The 17,477-nt window shown below is 61.0% G+C and carries 18 protein-coding genes; 16 read left to right on the top strand and 2 right to left on the bottom strand.

The window, feature by feature from the left end; genetic code table 11:
• Positions 1–70: 70 nt before the first annotated feature.
• Positions 71–3,325 carry a ribonuclease E gene (gene rne / locus GUY40_RS04215; RefSeq protein WP_166567692.1) on the bottom strand — a complete coding sequence of 1,085 codons (3,255 nt, stop codon included), beginning with the start codon at positions 3,323–3,325 and terminating at the stop codon, positions 71–73.
• A 754-nt stretch (positions 3,326–4,079) separates the two neighbouring features.
• Here rne and rluC point away from each other — a divergent pair.
• The 3 genes from rluC to GUY40_RS04230 are packed head-to-tail and all read left to right on the top strand — an operon-like array spanning position 4,080 to position 6,696.
• Positions 4,080–5,036, top strand: a complete 957-nt coding sequence (gene rluC, locus GUY40_RS04220; RefSeq protein WP_166567693.1) for a 23S rRNA pseudouridine(955/2504/2580) synthase RluC — start codon at positions 4,080–4,082, stop codon at positions 5,034–5,036.
• Positions 5,026–5,688 (top strand): HAD-IA family hydrolase, encoded by a 663-nt coding sequence (locus tag GUY40_RS04225; RefSeq protein ID WP_166567694.1) that lies wholly within the window; start codon positions 5,026–5,028, stop codon positions 5,686–5,688. Before rluC ends, GUY40_RS04225 begins: the two co-directional genes overlap by 11 nt.
• Before the next feature lie 24 nt (positions 5,689–5,712).
• Positions 5,713–6,696: a S49 family peptidase gene (locus GUY40_RS04230; RefSeq protein ID WP_166567695.1), complete on the top strand. Its 984-nt coding sequence runs from the start codon at positions 5,713–5,715 to the stop codon at positions 6,694–6,696.
• 47 nt (positions 6,697–6,743) lie between these two features.
• Here the strand turns inward: GUY40_RS04230 and GUY40_RS04235 are convergent, their stop codons facing one another.
• Positions 6,744–7,322, bottom strand: coding sequence for a nucleoside triphosphate pyrophosphatase (locus GUY40_RS04235; protein ID WP_166567696.1), 579 nt, complete (start codon positions 7,320–7,322; stop codon positions 6,744–6,746).
• A 102-nt stretch (positions 7,323–7,424) separates the two neighbouring features.
• On the opposite strand from GUY40_RS04235, the gene GUY40_RS04240 reads away from it, so the two are divergent.
• The 13 genes from GUY40_RS04240 to GUY40_RS04300 all read left to right on the top strand — a co-directional run bounded on the left by GUY40_RS04240 (position 7,425) and on the right by GUY40_RS04300 (position 17,396).
• A complete protein-coding gene (locus tag GUY40_RS04240) occupies positions 7,425–7,952 on the top strand; it encodes a YceD family protein (protein ID WP_166567697.1) in 528 nt (175 codons plus the stop codon).
• A 13-nt stretch (positions 7,953–7,965) separates the two neighbouring features.
• Positions 7,966–8,148 (top strand): 50S ribosomal protein L32, encoded by a 183-nt coding sequence (gene rpmF, locus GUY40_RS04245; protein ID WP_010223221.1) that lies wholly within the window; start codon positions 7,966–7,968, stop codon positions 8,146–8,148.
• 3 nt (positions 8,149–8,151) lie between these two features.
• Positions 8,152–9,162 carry a phosphate acyltransferase PlsX gene (gene plsX, locus GUY40_RS04250; RefSeq protein WP_166567698.1) on the top strand — a complete coding sequence of 337 codons (1,011 nt, stop codon included), beginning with the start codon at positions 8,152–8,154 and terminating at the stop codon, positions 9,160–9,162.
• Positions 9,163–9,289: 127 nt separating this feature from the next.
• Positions 9,290–10,228: an ACP S-malonyltransferase gene (gene fabD / locus GUY40_RS04255; protein ID WP_166567699.1), complete on the top strand. Its 939-nt coding sequence runs from the start codon at positions 9,290–9,292 to the stop codon at positions 10,226–10,228.
• Between the two features lie 17 nt (positions 10,229–10,245).
• A complete protein-coding gene (gene fabG / locus GUY40_RS04260) occupies positions 10,246–10,986 on the top strand; it encodes a 3-oxoacyl-ACP reductase FabG (RefSeq protein ID WP_166567700.1) in 741 nt (246 codons plus the stop codon).
• Between the two features lie 194 nt (positions 10,987–11,180).
• Positions 11,181–11,417 (top strand): acyl carrier protein, encoded by a 237-nt coding sequence (gene acpP, locus GUY40_RS04265; protein WP_003175607.1) that lies wholly within the window; start codon positions 11,181–11,183, stop codon positions 11,415–11,417.
• Positions 11,418–11,528: 111 nt separating this feature from the next.
• On the top strand, positions 11,529–12,773 hold the full coding sequence (fabF, locus tag GUY40_RS04270) for a beta-ketoacyl-ACP synthase II (RefSeq protein ID WP_166567701.1): 1,245 nt from the start codon (positions 11,529–11,531) through the stop codon (positions 12,771–12,773).
• Positions 12,773–13,588 (top strand): aminodeoxychorismate lyase, encoded by an 816-nt coding sequence (gene pabC / locus GUY40_RS04275; protein WP_166567702.1) that lies wholly within the window; start codon positions 12,773–12,775, stop codon positions 13,586–13,588. Before fabF ends, pabC begins: the two co-directional genes overlap by 1 nt.
• 3 nt (positions 13,589–13,591) lie before the next feature.
• Positions 13,592–14,737, top strand: a complete 1,146-nt coding sequence (mltG, locus tag GUY40_RS04280) for an endolytic transglycosylase MltG (RefSeq protein ID WP_166567703.1) — start codon at positions 13,592–13,594, stop codon at positions 14,735–14,737.
• Between the two features lie 19 nt (positions 14,738–14,756).
• Complete coding sequence (tmk, locus tag GUY40_RS04285; protein ID WP_166567704.1) at positions 14,757–15,389, top strand: dTMP kinase; 633 nt, start codon at positions 14,757–14,759, stop codon at positions 15,387–15,389.
• Complete coding sequence (locus GUY40_RS04290) at positions 15,382–16,368, top strand: DNA polymerase III subunit delta' (protein WP_166567705.1); 987 nt, start codon at positions 15,382–15,384, stop codon at positions 16,366–16,368. Before tmk ends, GUY40_RS04290 begins: the two co-directional genes overlap by 8 nt.
• A 41-nt stretch (positions 16,369–16,409) precedes the next feature.
• On the top strand, positions 16,410–16,601 hold the full coding sequence (locus GUY40_RS04295; RefSeq protein ID WP_166567706.1) for a hypothetical protein: 192 nt from the start codon (positions 16,410–16,412) through the stop codon (positions 16,599–16,601).
• Between the two features lie 15 nt (positions 16,602–16,616).
• Positions 16,617–17,396, top strand: coding sequence for a TatD family hydrolase (locus tag GUY40_RS04300; RefSeq protein ID WP_166567707.1), 780 nt, complete (start codon positions 16,617–16,619; stop codon positions 17,394–17,396).
• Positions 17,397–17,477 lie beyond the last annotated feature (81 nt).

Below are 17,477 nucleotides of genomic sequence, written 5' to 3' on the forward strand. Positions count from 1 at the left end.
ATCGCCTTTCACCCGGCCATAAAAAACCCCGCTTGCTTTTCAGCAGCGGGGTTTTTTATGGCCTGTGGGATCAGACGAAAGGCTTGTGCTCTTTCGGCTCGACCTGGGTCTTGTGGTTGTGTTCCACGACCACGTCTTGTACCGGCTGCGATGCCTCTTCGGCGGCTGCGGGTACAGCTTCGACGACAGGCTGTTCGGCAGCAGGAGCTGCTTCAGGCGCCACTGCAGGGGTTTCTACGACGGCTTCTGCGGTACTGGCTGCAGCGGCGGCGGCCCGCTCGGCTTCCAGGCGCTCGGCTTCACGCTTGCGACGACGCACTTCACGCGGGTCGTTCGGTGCGCGACCGCTGGTAGTCAGCGGGATGGCCGGTGTTTCGACGACCGGAGTCGGCTCGACAGCCGGGGTTTGGACAACCGGTTGCGCTTCAACCACTGGCGCCTGAACCACTGGCTCGGCTTCTACCACCGGTGCTGGCGCTTCGGTTACCACGACTTCTGGCGCGGTCCGAACCACTGGAGTTGCTGCAGGCTCTTGGGCGACGATTTCAGTCGGTGCTTCAACCGGCGCTTCAACCTGAGCAGTTTCAACCGGAGCGACTTCTACCACAGGGGCAATGCTCGGCTCTTGTGCCACTGGTGTAGCAGGCTCCTCGGCAACGTACGGCAGCTCGATCACCGGCGCGATTTCAGTGGCAGGCGCTTCAACGGCGGCTGCGGCTGGAGCGGGTTCTGCCTGAGCAACCGGTGCGACTTCGACTGCTTCGACAGCCGGTGCGGGTGCTTCGACAGTTTCCTGTACGGCGGCGGTAGCGACTTCGGCCTGGCGGTTGGCTTCGGCTTCGGCAGGTGCGCTGATGGTGCTGGAGGCAACGGCTGCGGTAACGACCAGGCCAGCGGCCAGTTCTGCCCCCAGGTCTTCGCTGCCGTCTTCCGAACCTTCAACCACGTTGCCGTTGGCATCGCGTTGACGCTCGCGACGGTTGCTGCGACGACGCTGCCCGCGGGAGCGGCGACGTGGACGGTCGCCTTCGGTGGCTTCCAGGTTGTCGTCCTGCAGCAGCTCTTCGTTCGGCAGGGCTTCTTCAGCCGCTTCGGCAGTGGCGGCGGCCGGTTCTACACGTGGCTGACGCTCTTCACGAGGCGGACGTGGCTGACGCTCTTCGCGTGGTGCGCGTTCCTCGCGAGGTGCGCGCTCTTCGCGTGGCGCACGTTCTTCACGTGGGGCGCGCTCTTCGCGCGGTGCGCGCTCAGGGCGCTCTTCGCGAACGGCTGGGGTAGTGGCGTCCAGCGGCTCACGCAGTTCACGCACCGGGCGATCTTCACGGGCGCGACGCTCTTCGCGTGGCGGACGTGGCTGGCGCTCTTCGCGAGGCTGGCGACGTTCTTCGCGGGCTGGCGCTTCCTCACGGGCTTCGCGAGGGGCGCGCTCTTCACGTGGGGCGCGTTCTTCGCGCGGTGCACGCTCTTCGCGTGGCTTGCGATCTTCATCGCGACGGCCGTTGCGGTTGCGGGTCTGCTGGCGACCGGTGCGACGCTCTTCAGTGCGCGCTGGGCGTTCGGTGGCAGGCTTCTCGACCACGGCAGCGGCCGGTGCAGCCGGCTCTTCCTTGCCTGCGAACAGGCTGACCAGCGATTTCACCAGGCCCTTGAACAGGCTTGGCTCTGCCGGGGCAGGCGCAGGTGCGGCCACTGGAGCCGCTTGCTCAGGCGTGACAGGAACAGGCGCGGAAGTGCGTGGTGGCGCGGTCTTGACTGCGGCTTCCTGGCGAACCAGGGTGCGGGTCGCGGCGACCGGTTGCACTTCTTCGGCTTCGGCAGCGGCGATTTCGTAGCTCGACTGGATGGTCTGGGCTTCCGGATTGTCGTCGCGCAGGCGCTGCACTTCAAAGTGCGGCGTTTCCAGGTGATCGTTCGGCAGAATGATGATGCGAGCGCGGGTGCGCAGTTCGATCTTGGTGATCGAGTTGCGTTTTTCGTTGAGCAGGAAAGCTGCAACCGGGATCGGCACCTGGGCGCGGACTTCGGCGGTGCGGTCTTTCAGGGCTTCTTCTTCGATCAGGCGCAGGATCGCCAGCGACAGCGATTCGACGTCACGGATGATGCCGGTGCCGCTGCAGCGTGGGCAGACGATGCCGCTGCTTTCACCCAGCGAAGGGCGCAGGCGCTGACGGGACATTTCCAGCAGGCCGAAGCGCGAGATGCGACCGACTTGCACGCGAGCGCGGTCGGCTTCCAGGCATTCGCGGACTTTCTCTTCCACGGCGCGCTGGTTCTTGGCGGGGGTCATGTCGATGAAGTCGATCACGATCAGGCCGCCGATGTCACGCAGGCGCAGCTGGCGAGCGATCTCTTCGGCTGCTTCCAGGTTGGTTTGCAGGGCGGTTTCTTCGATGTCGCTGCCTTTGGTGGCGCGCGCCGAGTTGATGTCGATGGACACCAGGGCTTCGGTCGGGTCGATCACGATCGAGCCGCCCGATGGCAGTTCGACAACGCGCTGGAAGGCGGTTTCGATCTGGCTTTCGATCTGGAAGCGGTTGAACAGCGGAACGCTGTCTTCGTACAGCTTGATTTTGCTGGCGTACTGCGGCATCACCTGGCGGATGAAGGTCAGGGCTTCTTCCTGGGCTTCGATGCTGTCGATCAGCACTTCGCCGATGTCCTGGCGCAGGTAATCGCGGATAGCGCGGATGATGACGTTGCTTTCCTGGTAGATCAGGAACGGCGCGGTGCGGTCCAGCGAGGCTTCCTTGATCGCGGTCCAGAGTTGCAGCAGGTAGTCCAGGTCCCACTGCATCTCTTCGCTGCTACGGCCAAGGCCGGCGGTGCGAACGATCAGGCCCATGTCGGCAGGAGCGACCAGGCCGTTGAGGGCTTCACGCAATTCGTTGCGCTCTTCACCTTCGATGCGACGCGAGATGCCGCCGGCGCGCGGGTTGTTCGGCATCAGCACCAGGTAGCGACCGGCCAGGCTGATGAAGGTGGTCAGGGCGGCGCCCTTGTTGCCACGTTCTTCTTTTTCGACCTGAACGATGACTTCCTGGCCTTCGCTCAGGACGTCCTTGATGTTGACGCGACCCTCGGGGGACTTCTTGAAGTATTCGCGGGAGATTTCTTTCAGTGGCAGAAAGCCATGACGTTCCGAGCCGAAGTCGACGAAGGCGGCTTCAAGGCTGGGTTCGATGCGGGTGATGCGGCCTTTGTAGATGTTGGCCTTTTTCTGCTCGCGCGCGCCGGACTCGATGTCCAGGTCGTAGAGGCGCTGGCCATCTACCAGGGCAACACGCAACTCTTCGGGTTGAGTTGCGTTAATCAGCATTCTTTTCATGTAGTACCGTCGGTTTCCGGGCTGCCGGAAACGGCGTTCGGCACACACGACTTCTCACGGTCGGTGTCAGGGTGCGTCAGGAGTGGCTGGCCACTCCAGTGTCTAGCGACGCTCAACCGCTACTGGTAACCAGTGGGGCGAGGTGGCGACAACGCGTCCTGCTAGCTGTGGTGTCAAAAGCACTCAGTCAGGAGGAGGAATCAGCCTTCGGCCGCGGACACCTTGCCAGGCGTCTTGATCAGGACCGGATCAGGTCGGGAATGTAGCCAATACGTGGCTTCTCGACTGATGCGGTGCTACACGGTCCGACGGTTGTGCATCTCCACCCTACACGTATCCCTGATAATTCGGGTGCTGCCGCGCGCTGAATCCGCAACGGGTTGGCATTAATCGCGATCTCCGATTCGGGAGCTCGCGCACTTTGGCTAATAAGGCTCGGTTTCCGAAGCATTCGCCGGGAGTGCGTGAAGGTGACCGTGCGGAGGGATGGACGTCGAAAAAAACTGAAAGTGAGTGCGAAACACCGTTCTTTTTTGTCTTTTATCGGTCTTCTCTCATCTGCGCTGGTTACGTTTCCAGGCATTCCGTAAACTAGCGAAAACCCCGTCGGACGGCCTCGCGTCCTCGTGAATCGTGTCGGTCAGGGTCGGCTTGAAGCCGGTGATCCGCTGGCCAGCCGCTTTTGGCGGCGTTCGCGACTATAGCAGCAATCATTAAGTGCTTCAAATCCATAAAAAATTGTTATGATCCGCAAATGACGACTATTGCCCCCCCGACCTCCGGCGTTCAGCTGCTTGAGGTCGCGCCGGAACTTGCCGGCCAACGCATCGATAATTTCCTCTTCACCGCGCTCAAGGGTGTTCCAAAAACCCTCGTCTATCGCATCCTGCGAAAAGGCGAAGTGCGCGTGAACAAAGGTCGTATCAAGCCCGAATACAAACTCCAGGCCGGCGATATCATTCGCGTGCCGCCGATTCGGTTGCCCGAGCGCGATGAGCCGGTGCCGCTGGCCCAGGGCCTGCTGCAGCGCCTGGAGGCGTCCATTGTCTTCGAAGACAAGGCGCTGATCGTGATCAACAAGCCGGCCGGTATTGCCGTGCATGGCGGTAGCGGCCTGAACTACGGTGTGATCGAGGCATTCCGCCAGCTGCGCCCTGACGCCAAGGAACTGGAACTGGTCCATCGCCTGGACCGCGACACTTCCGGCCTGCTGATGATCGCCAAGAAGCGCAGCATGCTGCGCCACCTGCATGCCGCCTTGCGCGGCGATGGCGTCGACAAGCGCTACATGGCGCTGGTGCGGGGCCATTGGGCGACCGCGAAGAAGCAGGTGCGTGCACCGCTGCTCAAGAGCAACCTGCGCTCTGGCGAGCGGATGGTCGAAGTCAATGATGAGGGCAAGGAGGCGCTGACCCTGTTCAAGGTGCTGCGTCGCTTTGGCGAGTTTGCCACCATGGTCGAGGCTCGCCCCATTACCGGTCGTACTCATCAGATTCGCGTACACGCCCTGCATGCCGGCCATTGCATTGCGGGTGACAGCAAGTACGGCGATGAAGACTTTACCCGTGAGATTCGCGAACTGGGTGGCAAGCGCCTGTTCCTGCATGCCTACGCCTTGACTGTGCCGTTGCCCGAGGGTGGCGAACTGAAGCTTGAGGCGCCGGTGGATGAGATGTGGTCCAGGACCGTGGAGCGTTTGAGTGCAGGCTGATTATGAACTGCTGATTTTCGATTGGGACGGTACCCTGGCTGACTCGATCGGTCGGATTGTCGAGGCCGTCAAGCTCGCGGCTGACTCGTACGGCTGGGCGCGCTGTGACGATACAGCTATCAGGGGTATTATTGGTCTGGCATTGCCTGAGGCGATTCGCACCCTGTACCCCGAAAGCAGTGACGAGGAGGTGATTGCCTTCCGTGCGCACTACGCTGATCACTATATGGCAATGGATGCAGAGCCGTCGCCGCTGTTCCCGGGTGTGGTCGAGTCGCTGGAGGCGTTTCGCGCCCAGGGGTATCGGCTCGCGGTCGCCACCGGAAAGGCGCGTCGCGGCCTGGATCGGGTCTTGCTGGCCCATGGTTGGGAAGATTATTTCGACATCACTCGCGCGGCCGATGAAACGCTCAGCAAACCGCATCCATTGATGCTGGAGCAGATTCTGGCGCACTGCGATGTGGCGCCGAGCAAGGCGTTGATGGTGGGTGATTCGGCGTTTGACCTGCTGATGGCGCGCAATGCCGGGATGGATTCAGTGGCGGTGGGCTATGGCGCCATGGCCTTGAGCGAGCTGCGCGAGCACGCGCCGCGGCTTGAGATCGACAGTTTTTCGCAGTTGGGCGTCTGGCTGAATGAGCAGCGGGCCTGATTTCTGATTCCAGGGTAGGTGAGTATGTCGGATGAGTGGAAGGCGCCGCGCGCCGAAAAAAGCAGTGACGATAAAAGTTGGCAGTTGCTGGAGAAGGCCTTGCTGGCCAGTGTCCAGGAGCAGCGTCGCTCGCGTCGCTGGGGTATTTTCTTCAAGTTGCTGACCTTCGTTTACCTGTTCGGCATCTTCATGCTGTTTTCGCCATTCGTGGACATGGAGAAAGCCGCTGTGCGTGGGGCCAGCCACACGGCGTTGGTCGAGGTGCGTGGCGTGATCGCCGATAAGGAAGCGGCCAGTGCCGACAATATCGTCGGCAGCTTGCGCGCCGCCTTCAAGGACCCGAAGACCAAGGCTGTGATCATGCGCATCAACAGTCCGGGTGGCAGCCCTGTGCAGTCGGGCTATGTCTATGACGAGATCCGTCGTCTGCGCACCGAGCATGTGGATATCAAGCTGTACGCGGTCATCAGTGATCTTGGCGCTTCTGGCGCGTATTACATTGCCAGCGCTGCCGACCAGATCTATGCGGACAAGGCCAGCCTGGTCGGTTCCATCGGTGTGACGGCGGCCGGTTACGGCTTTGTCGGCACCATGGAGAAGCTCGGTGTCGAGCGGCGGACCTACACCTCCGGTGAGCACAAGTCGTTCCTTGATCCGTTTCAGCCGCAAAAGCCTGAAGAAACCAAATTCTGGCAGGGTGTGCTGGATACCACTCATCGCCAGTTCATCGCCAGTGTGAAGCAGGGTCGTGGCGACCGCCTGAAAGACAAGGAGCACCCGGAGTTGTTCTCGGGGCTGGTGTGGTCGGGTGAGCAGGCCGTGCAGCTGGGGTTGGTGGACGGGCTGGGAAGTGCCAGTTCGGTGGCGCGTGATGTGGTCGGCGAAAAAAACCTGGTCGACTTCACGATCGAGGAATCGCCGTTTGATCGCTTCTCCAAGCGCCTGGGTGCAAGTATTGCCGAGCATCTGGCGATGTGGATGGGCTTTCAGGGGCCATCCCTGCGCTGATCGAGCGACCGCGCAAAAAAAACCGGCCCAGGCCGGTTTTTTGACGTTCAGGGGATTTGTACCCCTTCGGCTATCAGCATGTCGACCAGGCGGATCAGGGGGAGCCCGATCAGGCTGGTGGCGTCGGGGCCGTGGGTGCACTGGAACAGGCTGACGCCCAGGCCTTCGGCCTTGAAGCTGCCGGCACAATCATAAGGCTGCTCGGCATGCAGGTAGCGCTCGATGTGCGCCAGGTCGAGTTCGCGCATATTGACCGTGAAGGGCACGCAGTCGACCTGGCAGTGGCCGCTGGCGCTGTTGAGCAGTGCCAGGCCGGTCAGGAAGGTGACGTGGTTGCCGCTGGCCGCCAGCAGCTGTTCACAGGCCTTCTCGAAGGTGTGGGGCTTGCCGAGAATCTGCTCGCCGAGCACGGCGACCTGGTCGGAGCCGATGATCAGGTGGTCGGGATGTTCGGCAGCCAAAGCCTGGGCTTTTTCTCGGGCCAGGCGCTTGACCAGCTCCACGGCGGCTTCGTCCGGCAGGCGCCGTTCGTCGATATCTGGCGAGCTGCAAGTAAAAGGCAGGCGCAGGCGCGCCAGCAGTTCGCGGCGGTAGGGTGAGCTGGAGGCCAGTAACAGCGGTAGCATGAGTAACTCCTGTGCAGGTAGGCTGATTCTAGTCCTTTCAGTACCTTGCCGGGCCTAATTTCCTTTGACACAGACAGGGGTCGTCCCTAGAATGCTGCGCCTATGTTGAATGACCAGATTCCACCTCACGTTGACCCGCGCAAATTGGCCGATCGTGGCGTAACCTTCGAAGGTTCGCTGCTACTTGCCGACTTGGAGAGACTCTGCGACCCGCTTTCTGACAATGTCGGAAGGGTGCAGGCTAAATTCGTTTTTGGACGAGATGAACAGAAAGCTGTGGTCATTCACAGCGAGCTGGATGTTGAAGTCAAAATGGTTTGCCAGCGTTGTCTTGAGCTGGTCACCCTGCCGATCCACAGCGAAAGTACTTATGCTGTGGTGAAGGAGGGTGCGAATACCCAGTCGTTACCGAAAGGTTATGACGTGCTGGAACTGGGCGAAGATCCTTTGGATCTGCAGGCATTGGTTGAGGAGGAGCTTCTGCTCGCCCTGCCCATTGTGCCTGCTCATCATCCGGAAGAATGCCAGCAGCCGGCGGGCGCCGATGAGCCCGAACCGAGCAAGGACGAGGTAACACGGTCCAACCCGTTCAGTGTATTGGCGCAGTTAAAGCGTGACCCAAACGTTTAGGAGTTAATCAAATATGGCTGTTCAGCAGAACAAAAAATCCCGCTCTGCCCGTGACATGCGCCGTTCGCACGACGCTCTCTCGGAGAACGCTCTGTCCGTAGAGAAAACCACTGGTGAAGTGCACCTGCGTCACCACGTATCGCCAGAAGGCGTATACCGTGGTCGTAAAGTGATCGACAAGGGCGCTGACGAGTAATCCTTGTCCGCTCAGATCATCGCGATCGACGCAATGGGCGGGGACTTCGGTCCCCGCAACATTGTTCAGGCCAGTCTTGCCTGTCTTAATGCTACGCCCTCGCTGCACCTGACCCTTGTCGGTCAACCCTCCCTCCTTGAAGAATTGATTGCTGACCATTCGGCAGCGGATCGCTCGCGCCTGACGATTGTGGCAGCCAGTGAAGTCATTGGCATGGACGAAAAGCCTTCCCAGGCGTTGCGTGGCAAGCCCGATTCTTCGATGCGGGTGGCGCTGCAGTTACTGCGTGACGGCAAGGTGCAAGCCTGCGTGAGTGCCGGCAATACCGGTGCGCTGATGGCATTGTCGCGCTATGTGCTCAAGACCTTGCCGGGCATTGATCGCCCGGCGATGGTGGCCGCCATTCCCACTCAGACCGGTTATTGCCAGTTGCTGGATCTGGGGGCCAATGTCGATTGCAGTGCCGAGAACCTCTACCAGTTTGCGGTCATGGGGTCCGTCGCGGCGCAGGTGTTGGGTATATCCCGGCCGCGGGTGGCATTGCTCAATGTCGGCACCGAAGACATCAAGGGTAACCAGCAGGTCAAGCTGGCGGCCAGTTTGTTGCAGGGTGCGCGTGGGTTGAACTACATCGGCTTTATTGAAGGTGATGGGCTCTATCGCGGTGAAGCGGATGTGGTGGTGTGCGACGGCTTTGTCGGCAATATTCTGCTCAAGTCCAGCGAAGGGCTGGCAACCATGATTGCTGCGCGAATCGAGGCGCTGTTCAAGGTTAATGTGGCGTCGCGTATCGCCGGTGCGGTGGCGATGCCGTTGCTCAGGCGCTTGCGGGCTGACCTGGCGCCTGCGCGGCATAACGGTGCGAGCTTTCTCGGGTTGCAGGGCATTGTGGTCAAAAGCCATGGTTCGGCGGGTGTGCAGGGTTTCCAGAGTGCGATTCAGTGCGCGCTGGTCGAGATTCAGGAGAATCTGCCCGAGCGTCTGCATGGTCGTCTTGAAGACCTGTTGCTTTAGTCATATTCCGCGGGAAGTGGTTAAATGTGACCGCATGGTTTTCGATACCATCCAAAACAGAGTTTCTCGCGAGCAGCCAGGCTGCTCGTTCTTTATTTCGCCGACAAGATCACTAGGGGCTTGTTCAATGTCTGCATCCCTCGCATTCGTCTTTCCCGGTCAAGGTTCTCAATCGCTCGGCATGCTCGCCGAATTGGGTGCGCAGCATAAGCTGGTCGCCGACACCTTCCAGGAGGCCTCCGAGGCTTTGGGCTATGACCTTTGGGCGCTGACCCAGCAAGGTCCGGAAGAGCAACTCAATCAAACCGACAAAACCCAGCCGGCCATTCTGACCGCCTCCACCGCCTTGTGGCGCCTGTGGCTGGCGGAAGGCGGCGCACGTCCTGCGTATGTCGCCGGTCACAGCCTGGGCGAATACAGCGCGCTGGTTGCCGCTGGCAGCCTCACGCTGGCTGATGCGGCCAGGCTGGTCGAGCGTCGCGGTCAATTGATGCAAAAGGCCGTGCCGGCCGGGCAGGGTGGCATGGCCGCCATTCTCGGTCTGGAAGATGCCGATGTGCTGGCTGCCTGTGCAGAAGCTGCGCAGGGTGAAGTCGTCAGTGCCGTCAATTTCAACTCGCCAGGCCAAGTGGTTATTGCCGGTGCCAAGGCTGCGGTCGAGCGCGCCATCGAGCTGTGCAAGGCGAAGGGCGCCAAGCGTGCCTTGCCGTTGCCGGTCAGTGTGCCCTCGCACTGTGCGTTGATGCAGCCCGCTGCCGAGCGTTTTGCCGATGCCGTGGCCGCTGTTGCCTGGCAAGCGCCGCAAATCCCGCTGGTGCAGAACGTCAGCGCCGCTGAAGCGACCGACCTGGACGCCCTCAAGCGCGATCTGCTGGCTCAGCTGTACATGCCTGTACGCTGGGTTGAATCGGTCCAGTACCTCGCAGGCGAAGGCGCCACCCAGCTGGTCGAGTGCGGTCCGGGCAAGGTCCTTGCAGGTCTTAACAAGCGCTGCGCTGACGGCGTGAACACTTTCAACCTCAACACCCCAGACGCTTTCGCTGCCGCCCGTGCAGCGCTGGCCTGAATCAAGGAGAAGCTTGCATGAGCCTGCAAGGTAAAGTTGCACTGGTTACCGGTGCGAGCCGCGGCATTGGCCAAGCCATTGCCTTGGAATTGGGCCGCCTGGGCGCCACTGTCATCGGTACGGCCACCTCGGCATCCGGTGCCGAGCGCATCGCTGCAACCCTCAAGGAGCACGGCATCACCGGTACCGGCCTTGAGCTGAACGTGACCAGCGACGAGTCTGTGGCCGCGACCCTGGCTGCTATTCAAGAGCAGTACGGCGTACCGACCATCCTGGTCAATAATGCTGGCATCACCCGCGATAACCTGATGTTGCGCATGAAAGATGACGAGTGGTACGACGTGATCGATACCAACCTCAACAGCCTGTTCCGTCTGTCCAAGGCGGTGCTGCGCGGCATGACCAAGGCGCGCTGGGGCCGGATCATCAGTATTGGCTCGGTGGTGGGTGCCATGGGCAACGTCGGCCAAGTAAACTATGCTGCGGCCAAGGCGGGTCTGGAAGGTTTCAGTCGCGCGCTGGCGCGTGAAGTCGGTTCCCGTGCAATCACAGTCAACTCGGTGGCGCCAGGCTTCATTGACACCGACATGACTCGCGAACTGCCGGAAGCCCAGCGTGACGCACTGTTGACGCAGATCCCGCTGGGACGTCTGGGCCAGGCTCAGGAAATCGCCAATGTGGTCGCTTTCCTGGCTTCGGAAGGTGCAGGTTACGTGACTGGCGCTACAATTCCGGTCAACGGCGGCATGTACATGTAATCGAATGTGACGGATTGCTTCAAAAAAATGTCATACGTGCTGTCTAAAATCCGTTATAAAGCTGCAATCAAATTCTAGTCAGCGGGTGGGTGTGGAGCAGGGGCGACGCTTTCAGCTTGAAAAGCCAGGCTCTTTCTATAAACTTACACACCGGCCAGCTGCCTGACTATGTCCATTAGGAGTGAAAACAAGGTATGAGCACCATCGAAGAACGCGTCAAGAAAATCGTCGCCGAGCAACTGGGCGTTAAAGAAGAAGAAGTGGTTAACACTGCTTCTTTCGTAGAAGATCTGGGTGCCGATTCCCTTGATACCGTTGAGCTGGTGATGGCTCTGGAAGAGGAATTCGAGACCGAAATCCCTGACGAAGAAGCCGAGAAGATCACTACTGTTCAAGCAGCTATCGATTACGTCACCTCTCACCAGGCGTAAGACGTTGTAATCGTCGCTTCTTGTCATGGAAAAACCGCACTGCCTTAACTGGCGTGCGGTTTTTTCTTTAGACGGGATGCCTGACGTCGTTCATAGAATAAGGAGAGTGCTGTGTCGCGTAGACGCGTTGTGGTCACTGGTATGGGTATGCTGTCGCCACTGGGTACGGATGTGCCGAGCAGTTGGCAGGGCATTCTGGCTGGCCGCAGTGGCATTGGTCTGATTGAGCATACTGACCTATCTGCCTACTCCACCCGTTTTGGCGGCTCGGTCAAGGACTTCAAGGTTGATGAATACCTTTCAGTCAAGGAAGCCCGCAAACTCGATTTGTTCATCCAGTACGGCCTGGCGGCCGGTTTCCAGGCGGTGCGCAATTCTGGCCTGGAAGTCACCGATGCCAACCGTGAGCGCATTGGCGTGGCCATGGGCTCGGGTATCGGCGGTCTGACCAATATCGAAGAAACCAGTCGGACCTTGCATGAACAAGGGCCGCGGCGTATTTCGCCGTTCTTTGTGCCTGGCTCGATCATCAATATGATTTCAGGGTTTCTGTCCATCCACCTGGGTGCGCAGGGTCCCAACTACGCCATCGCCACGGCGTGTACCACCGGTACGCACTGCATTGGCATGGCAGCTCGCAATATTGCCTTCGGTGAAGCGGATGTGATGATCGCCGGTGGCGCTGAAATGGCGGCCTGCGGTCTGGGTATGGGCGGTTTTGGCGCCGCGCGTGCCTTGTCGACCCGCAATGACGAGCCAACGCGTGCGAGCCGTCCGTGGGACAAGGGCCGCGATGGCTTCGTGCTGTCCGACGGTGCCGGTGCGCTGGTGCTCGAAGAACTCGAGCATGCCAAGGCTCGCGGCGCCACCATCTATGCCGAGCTGGTGGGCTTTGGCATGAGTGGTGATGCCTACCATATGACCTCCCCGCCGGAAGACGGTGCCGGTGCTGCACGCTGCATGGTCAACGCCTTGCGCGATGCCGGCATGGATGCCAGTCAGGTGAGCTACATCAACGCCCATGGCACCTCGACGCCGGCAGGCGATCTGGCTGAAGTCCAGGCCATCAAGTCGGTATTTGGCGAGCATGCCTACAAGCTGGCTGTCAGCTCGACCAAGTCCATGACCGGCCACCTGTTGGGGGCTGCTGGTGCGGTGGAGGCGATTTTCAGCGTGCTGGCCATCAACGGCCAAGTGGCGCCGCCGACCATCAACCTGGATGAGCCGGATGAAGGCTGCGACCTGAACTTCGTGCCTCATGAAGCACGCAACATGCCGATCGATGTGGTGCTCTCCAACTCGTTCGGTTTTGGCGGTACCAATGGCTCTCTGGTGTTCAGCCGGTTCGTCGGTTGATGCACAGTTGGGTCGATGGTCAATCGGCTGATGCCCTCTCGCTGAAAAGCCGGGGGCTGGCCTATGGCGATGGGTTGTTTGAAACCATTGCCGTCAAGGCGGGGCATCCACTGTTGCTGGAGTTGCACCTGCAGCGCCTGGCGCTGGGGTGCCAGCGTCTGGGCATCGCTGCGGACCAGGCCCTGGTTCGCAGTGAGGTGTGTGCCTACGCGGCGGGTATGGGCGAGGGCGTGCTGAAGTTGATCCTCGTCCGTGGCGACAGCCAGCGCGGTTATGCGCCGGACCCTCATGCACCCGCTCGCAGAATCCTGCAGGCCAGTCCGCCTGCGGCGTACCCGGCAAGTCATGCTGAGCTCGGCGTACGCCTGTACCCCTGCAAAACCCGACTGGCGGAACAGCCGCTCCTGGCCGGTCTCAAACACCTTAATCGCCTGGAGCAGGTGTTGGCTCGCGCCGAGTGGCACGACAGCGAACACGCCGAAGGGTTGATGCTGGATACCTCGGGGCGGCTGATCGAAGGGGTGTACAGCAATCTGTTTCTGGTCAGGGACGGGCAGCTCCTGACGGCTGATCTGAGCCGTTGCGGTGTCGCGGGCGTCATGCGTGCGGCGCTGCTGGAGCAGGCGCCGAGCCTGGGGTTGTCTGTCAGCATCGCTGAACTATACCCGCAGGATCTGGAACATGCGGACGAAGTGTTTGTCTGCAATAGCGTGTACGGCATCTGGCCGGTCCGCGCCTTCACATCACTGAACTGGTCGGCGGGTCCTGTCACCCGTAAACTTCAGCACATTGCCCGCGCGCTATTGGATATTTGAGTTGTGATACGTAAATTCTTGGTGCTGCTGGAAACAGGTCTGATTCTGGCAGGCCTGATGTTGGGATTGGCTGCCTGGAAAATGCAGTCAGCCCTGGAGCAGGCCTTGATCCTGCCGCAGGAACAACTGCTGGAAGTGCCCAAAGGTTCGACACCGACTCGGGTGTTCTATCAGCTCGAGGCCAACGGCATCATCGATGATGCGTTCTGGCTGCGCCTGTACTGGCGCTTCAATCTGGCTGGCACGCCCCTGCACAAGGGTGAGTACCGCTTGGCGCCGGGTATGAGCGTGCGGGACCTGCTGGGTGTCTGGCAGCGTGGCGAGATGGTCCAGTACAGCCTGACCCTGGTCGAAGGCTGGAACTTCCGCCAGCTGCGCGCCGCCCTGGTCAAGCAGGAGAAGCTCGAGCAAACCCTGAACGGGCTGAGTGACGCCCAGGTGATGGAAAAACTCGGCCACCGTGGCATTTTCCCCGAGGGGCGGTTCTTCCCCGATACCTATCGTTTCGTGCGTGGCATGAGTGACGTCGAGTTGCTCCAGCAAGCCTACGCACGCCTTGAGGATGTTTTGGCCAAGGAGTGGAACGCCCGTTCGCCACAAACGCCTTACCGCGACCCTTACCAGGCGCTGATCATGGCCTCCCTGGTTGAAAAGGAAACCGGCGTTCCTCAGGAGCGTGGGCAGATTGCCGGCGTGTTTGTACGGCGCATGCAAATCGGCATGCAATTGCAAACCGACCCGACGGTCATCTACGGCATGGGCGAGCGCTACAATGGCAAGCTCACCCGCTCGGATCTGCGTGAGTCGACGCCCTATAACACCTATGTGATTTCCGGATTGCCGCCGACGCCGATTTCAATGGTCGGTCGCGAGGCGATTCATGCAGCGCTCAACCCGGCGGCGGGCAGCAGCTTGTATTTCGTTGCGCGTGGTGACGGCAGCCATGTCTTTTCCGATGACCTTGATGCGCATAATTCCGCCGTGCGCGAATACCAGCTCAAGCGCCGCGCCGATTATCGCTCAAGCCCCGCGCCCAGCGATGATGAGGCCACCCAGCCGCCGGCGGGCAGCGGTGCTCAGCCGGACCCGGAGGCAGAGTCCGCACCTGCAGCTGAGTCGGCCGAAACTTCGCAACAAGATGCGCAATAACCCACTGTAAGGACTGCCTGTGACTGGCTTGTTTATCACCCTGGAAGGCCCCGAAGGCGCGGGCAAAAGTACCAACCGTGAATACCTGGCCGAGCAGTTGCGGGCGGCGGGCGTTGATGTGGTACTCACCCGGGAGCCGGGCGGCACGCCGCTGGCTGAGCGCATTCGTGAGCTGCTGCTGGACCCCAGCGACGAGAAAATGGACGCCGATACCGAGCTGTTGCTGGTATTCGCCGCGCGTGCCCAGCATTTGGCCGAAGTGATTCGCCCAGCGTTGGCGCGTGGTGCGGTGGTGCTCTGTGACCGCTTTACCGATGCAACCTATGCCTATCAGGGCGGTGGTCGTGGCCTGTCGGTGGCGCGCATCGCGACCCTGGAGCATTTCGTCCAGGGTGATTTGCGCCCTGACCTGACCCTGGTGTTCGACCTGCCGGTGGACATCGGCCTGGCCCGCGCGACAGCCCGTGGGCGGCTTGATCGTTTCGAGCAGGAAGGCCGGGCGTTTTTCGAAGCGGTACGCAATGCGTATCTTCAGCGCGCAGCCTCCCAGCCCGCCCGCTACGCACTGGTCGATGCTTCGCTGCCGCTGGCGCAGGTCCAGCAATCGCTGGACGCATTGATGCCACAGATCCTCGGGCGGATTCATGGCTGAGACTTACCCGTGGCAAGCAGCCTTGTGGCAACAGTTGGCCGGGCGCACCCAGCATGCCCATGCGTACCTGCTGCACGGTGCCAAGGGCATTGGCAAGCGTGCGCTGGCCGAGCGCCTGATGGCGTTGCTGCTGTGTCAGCGGCCTGAGGGGCTCAACGCCTGTGGTCAGTGCAAGTCGTGCCTGCTGTTGGCGGCGGGCAGTCACCCGGACAACTACGTGCTGGAGCCTGAAGAGGCGGACAAGGCGATCAAGGTCGACCAGGTTCGTGATCTGGTCAGCTTCGTGGTCCAGACCGCCCAGCTGGGCGGGCGCAAGGTGGTGCTGATCGAGCCGGCCGAGTCGATGAACATCAACGCCGCCAATGCCTTGCTCAAAAGCCTTGAGGAGCCTTCGGGCAATACGGTCCTGCTGCTGGTCAGTCATCAACCCAGTCGCTTGCTGCCAACCATCAAGAGCCGCTGCGTGCAGCAGGCCTGCCCGCTGCCAGGGACAGCCCAGAGCCTGGAGTGGCTGGCGACTGCCTTGCCCGATTGCGACGAAGCCGAGCGCGCCGAGTTGCTTACCCTTGCAGCCGGGTCGCCGTTGGCGGCGGTCACTCTGCAGGCCCAGGGTGTGCGCGAGCAGCGTGCACTGGTGGTAGACGGGGTCAAGAAGCTGCTCAAGCAACAACAGTCGGCCAGCCAGTTGGCCGAAGCGTGGAATGCAATCCCGCTGCTGCTGCTATTCGACTGGTTTTGCGACTGGTCCAATCTCATCTTGCGCTACCAGTTGACGCAGGACGAGGAGGGGTTAGGCTTGGGGGATATGCGCAAGGTGGTGCAGTACCTGGCGCAAAAAAGCGCGCAAGACAAAGTCTTGAGCATTCAGGACTGGATTCTCGTCCAGCGGCAGAAGGTCTTGGCCAAGGCCAACCTTAACCGTGTGTTGTTGCTGGAGGCCTTGCTGGTGTCTTGGGCGACATTGCCCGGCCAGCGTTGAGGCACGGACTCCAGGCAGTCGGTCGCAACGAGGAAGCGCCTGTGAACCAACCTGTAAGCCCCGGTCCGCGCAATGGCATCCTGTCTCTGACGATCAAGGGCAAGGCGGTGTTGTACGCCAGTGCGGCGGGTGTCGGCGTGCAGTTCAATGAAGGCGACAACACCGCCCGCGATAAAATCGAAACCTACCTGGCCGGTGCCTTGAAGTCCGACCGTCCCACTCACACGATGTAAGTAGCCATTCCTGCCATGCTTGTAGATTCCCATTGCCACCTGGACCGTCTCGACCTCACCGCGCATCAGGGCTCTCTTGATGCTGCCCTGGAGGCCGCGCGAGCGCGGGGTGTAGGCCATTTCCTCTGCATTGGCGTGAGTGCCGATAATGCCGCGGCCGTCAAGGGCCTGGCCGAGCGCTATGCCGATGTGGATTGTTCGGTGGGCATTCACCCGCTGGACCTTGAACCGGGCGCCGAGCCAGCGCTGGATTGGCTGTTGCGTGAACTCAACCACCCGCAGGTGGTGGCCATTGGCGAAACCGGCCTGGATTACCACTACGAGCCTGAAGCGGCCGAGTTGCAGCAGGCCTCCTTTCGGCTCCACCTGCAAGCGGCGCAGATCACCGGCAAGCCGGTCATTGTGCATACCCGCGCGGCGCGCGCCGATACCCTGGAGTTGTTGCGTGAGGCGGCGTTGCCGCAGGCCGGCGTGCTGCACTGTTTCACTGAAGACTGGGAGATGGCCAAGGCCGCCCTGGATCTGGGTTTCTATATCTCGCTCTCGGGGATTGTCACTTTCCGCAATGCCGACGCCCTGCGTGACGTGGCGCGTCAGGTGCCGGCAGATCGCCTGCTGGTGGAAACCGATTCCCCTTACCTGGCGCCGATCCCATACCGCGGCAAGCCAAACCTGCCGCAATACGTGCGGGAAGTGGCCGAGTACCTGGCCATGCTCAGAGGGGAGCCGTTCGAGCGCTTCGCGCAGCAAACCACCGCCAACTTCAAGCGGCTGTTCCCGCTGGCGCGCGTCTGAACGGCAGGCAAAAAAAACCCGGGTTCTGGGGGGTGAATCCGGGTTAAGACCATTAGGAGTAAAACAAAGGCGAGCGTTCCT

Origin of the sequence: Pseudomonas sp. R5(2019) (assembly GCF_009905435.1) — a bacterium.
In the GTDB taxonomy this organism is placed as follows: Bacteria; Pseudomonadota; Gammaproteobacteria; order Pseudomonadales; family Pseudomonadaceae; genus Aquipseudomonas.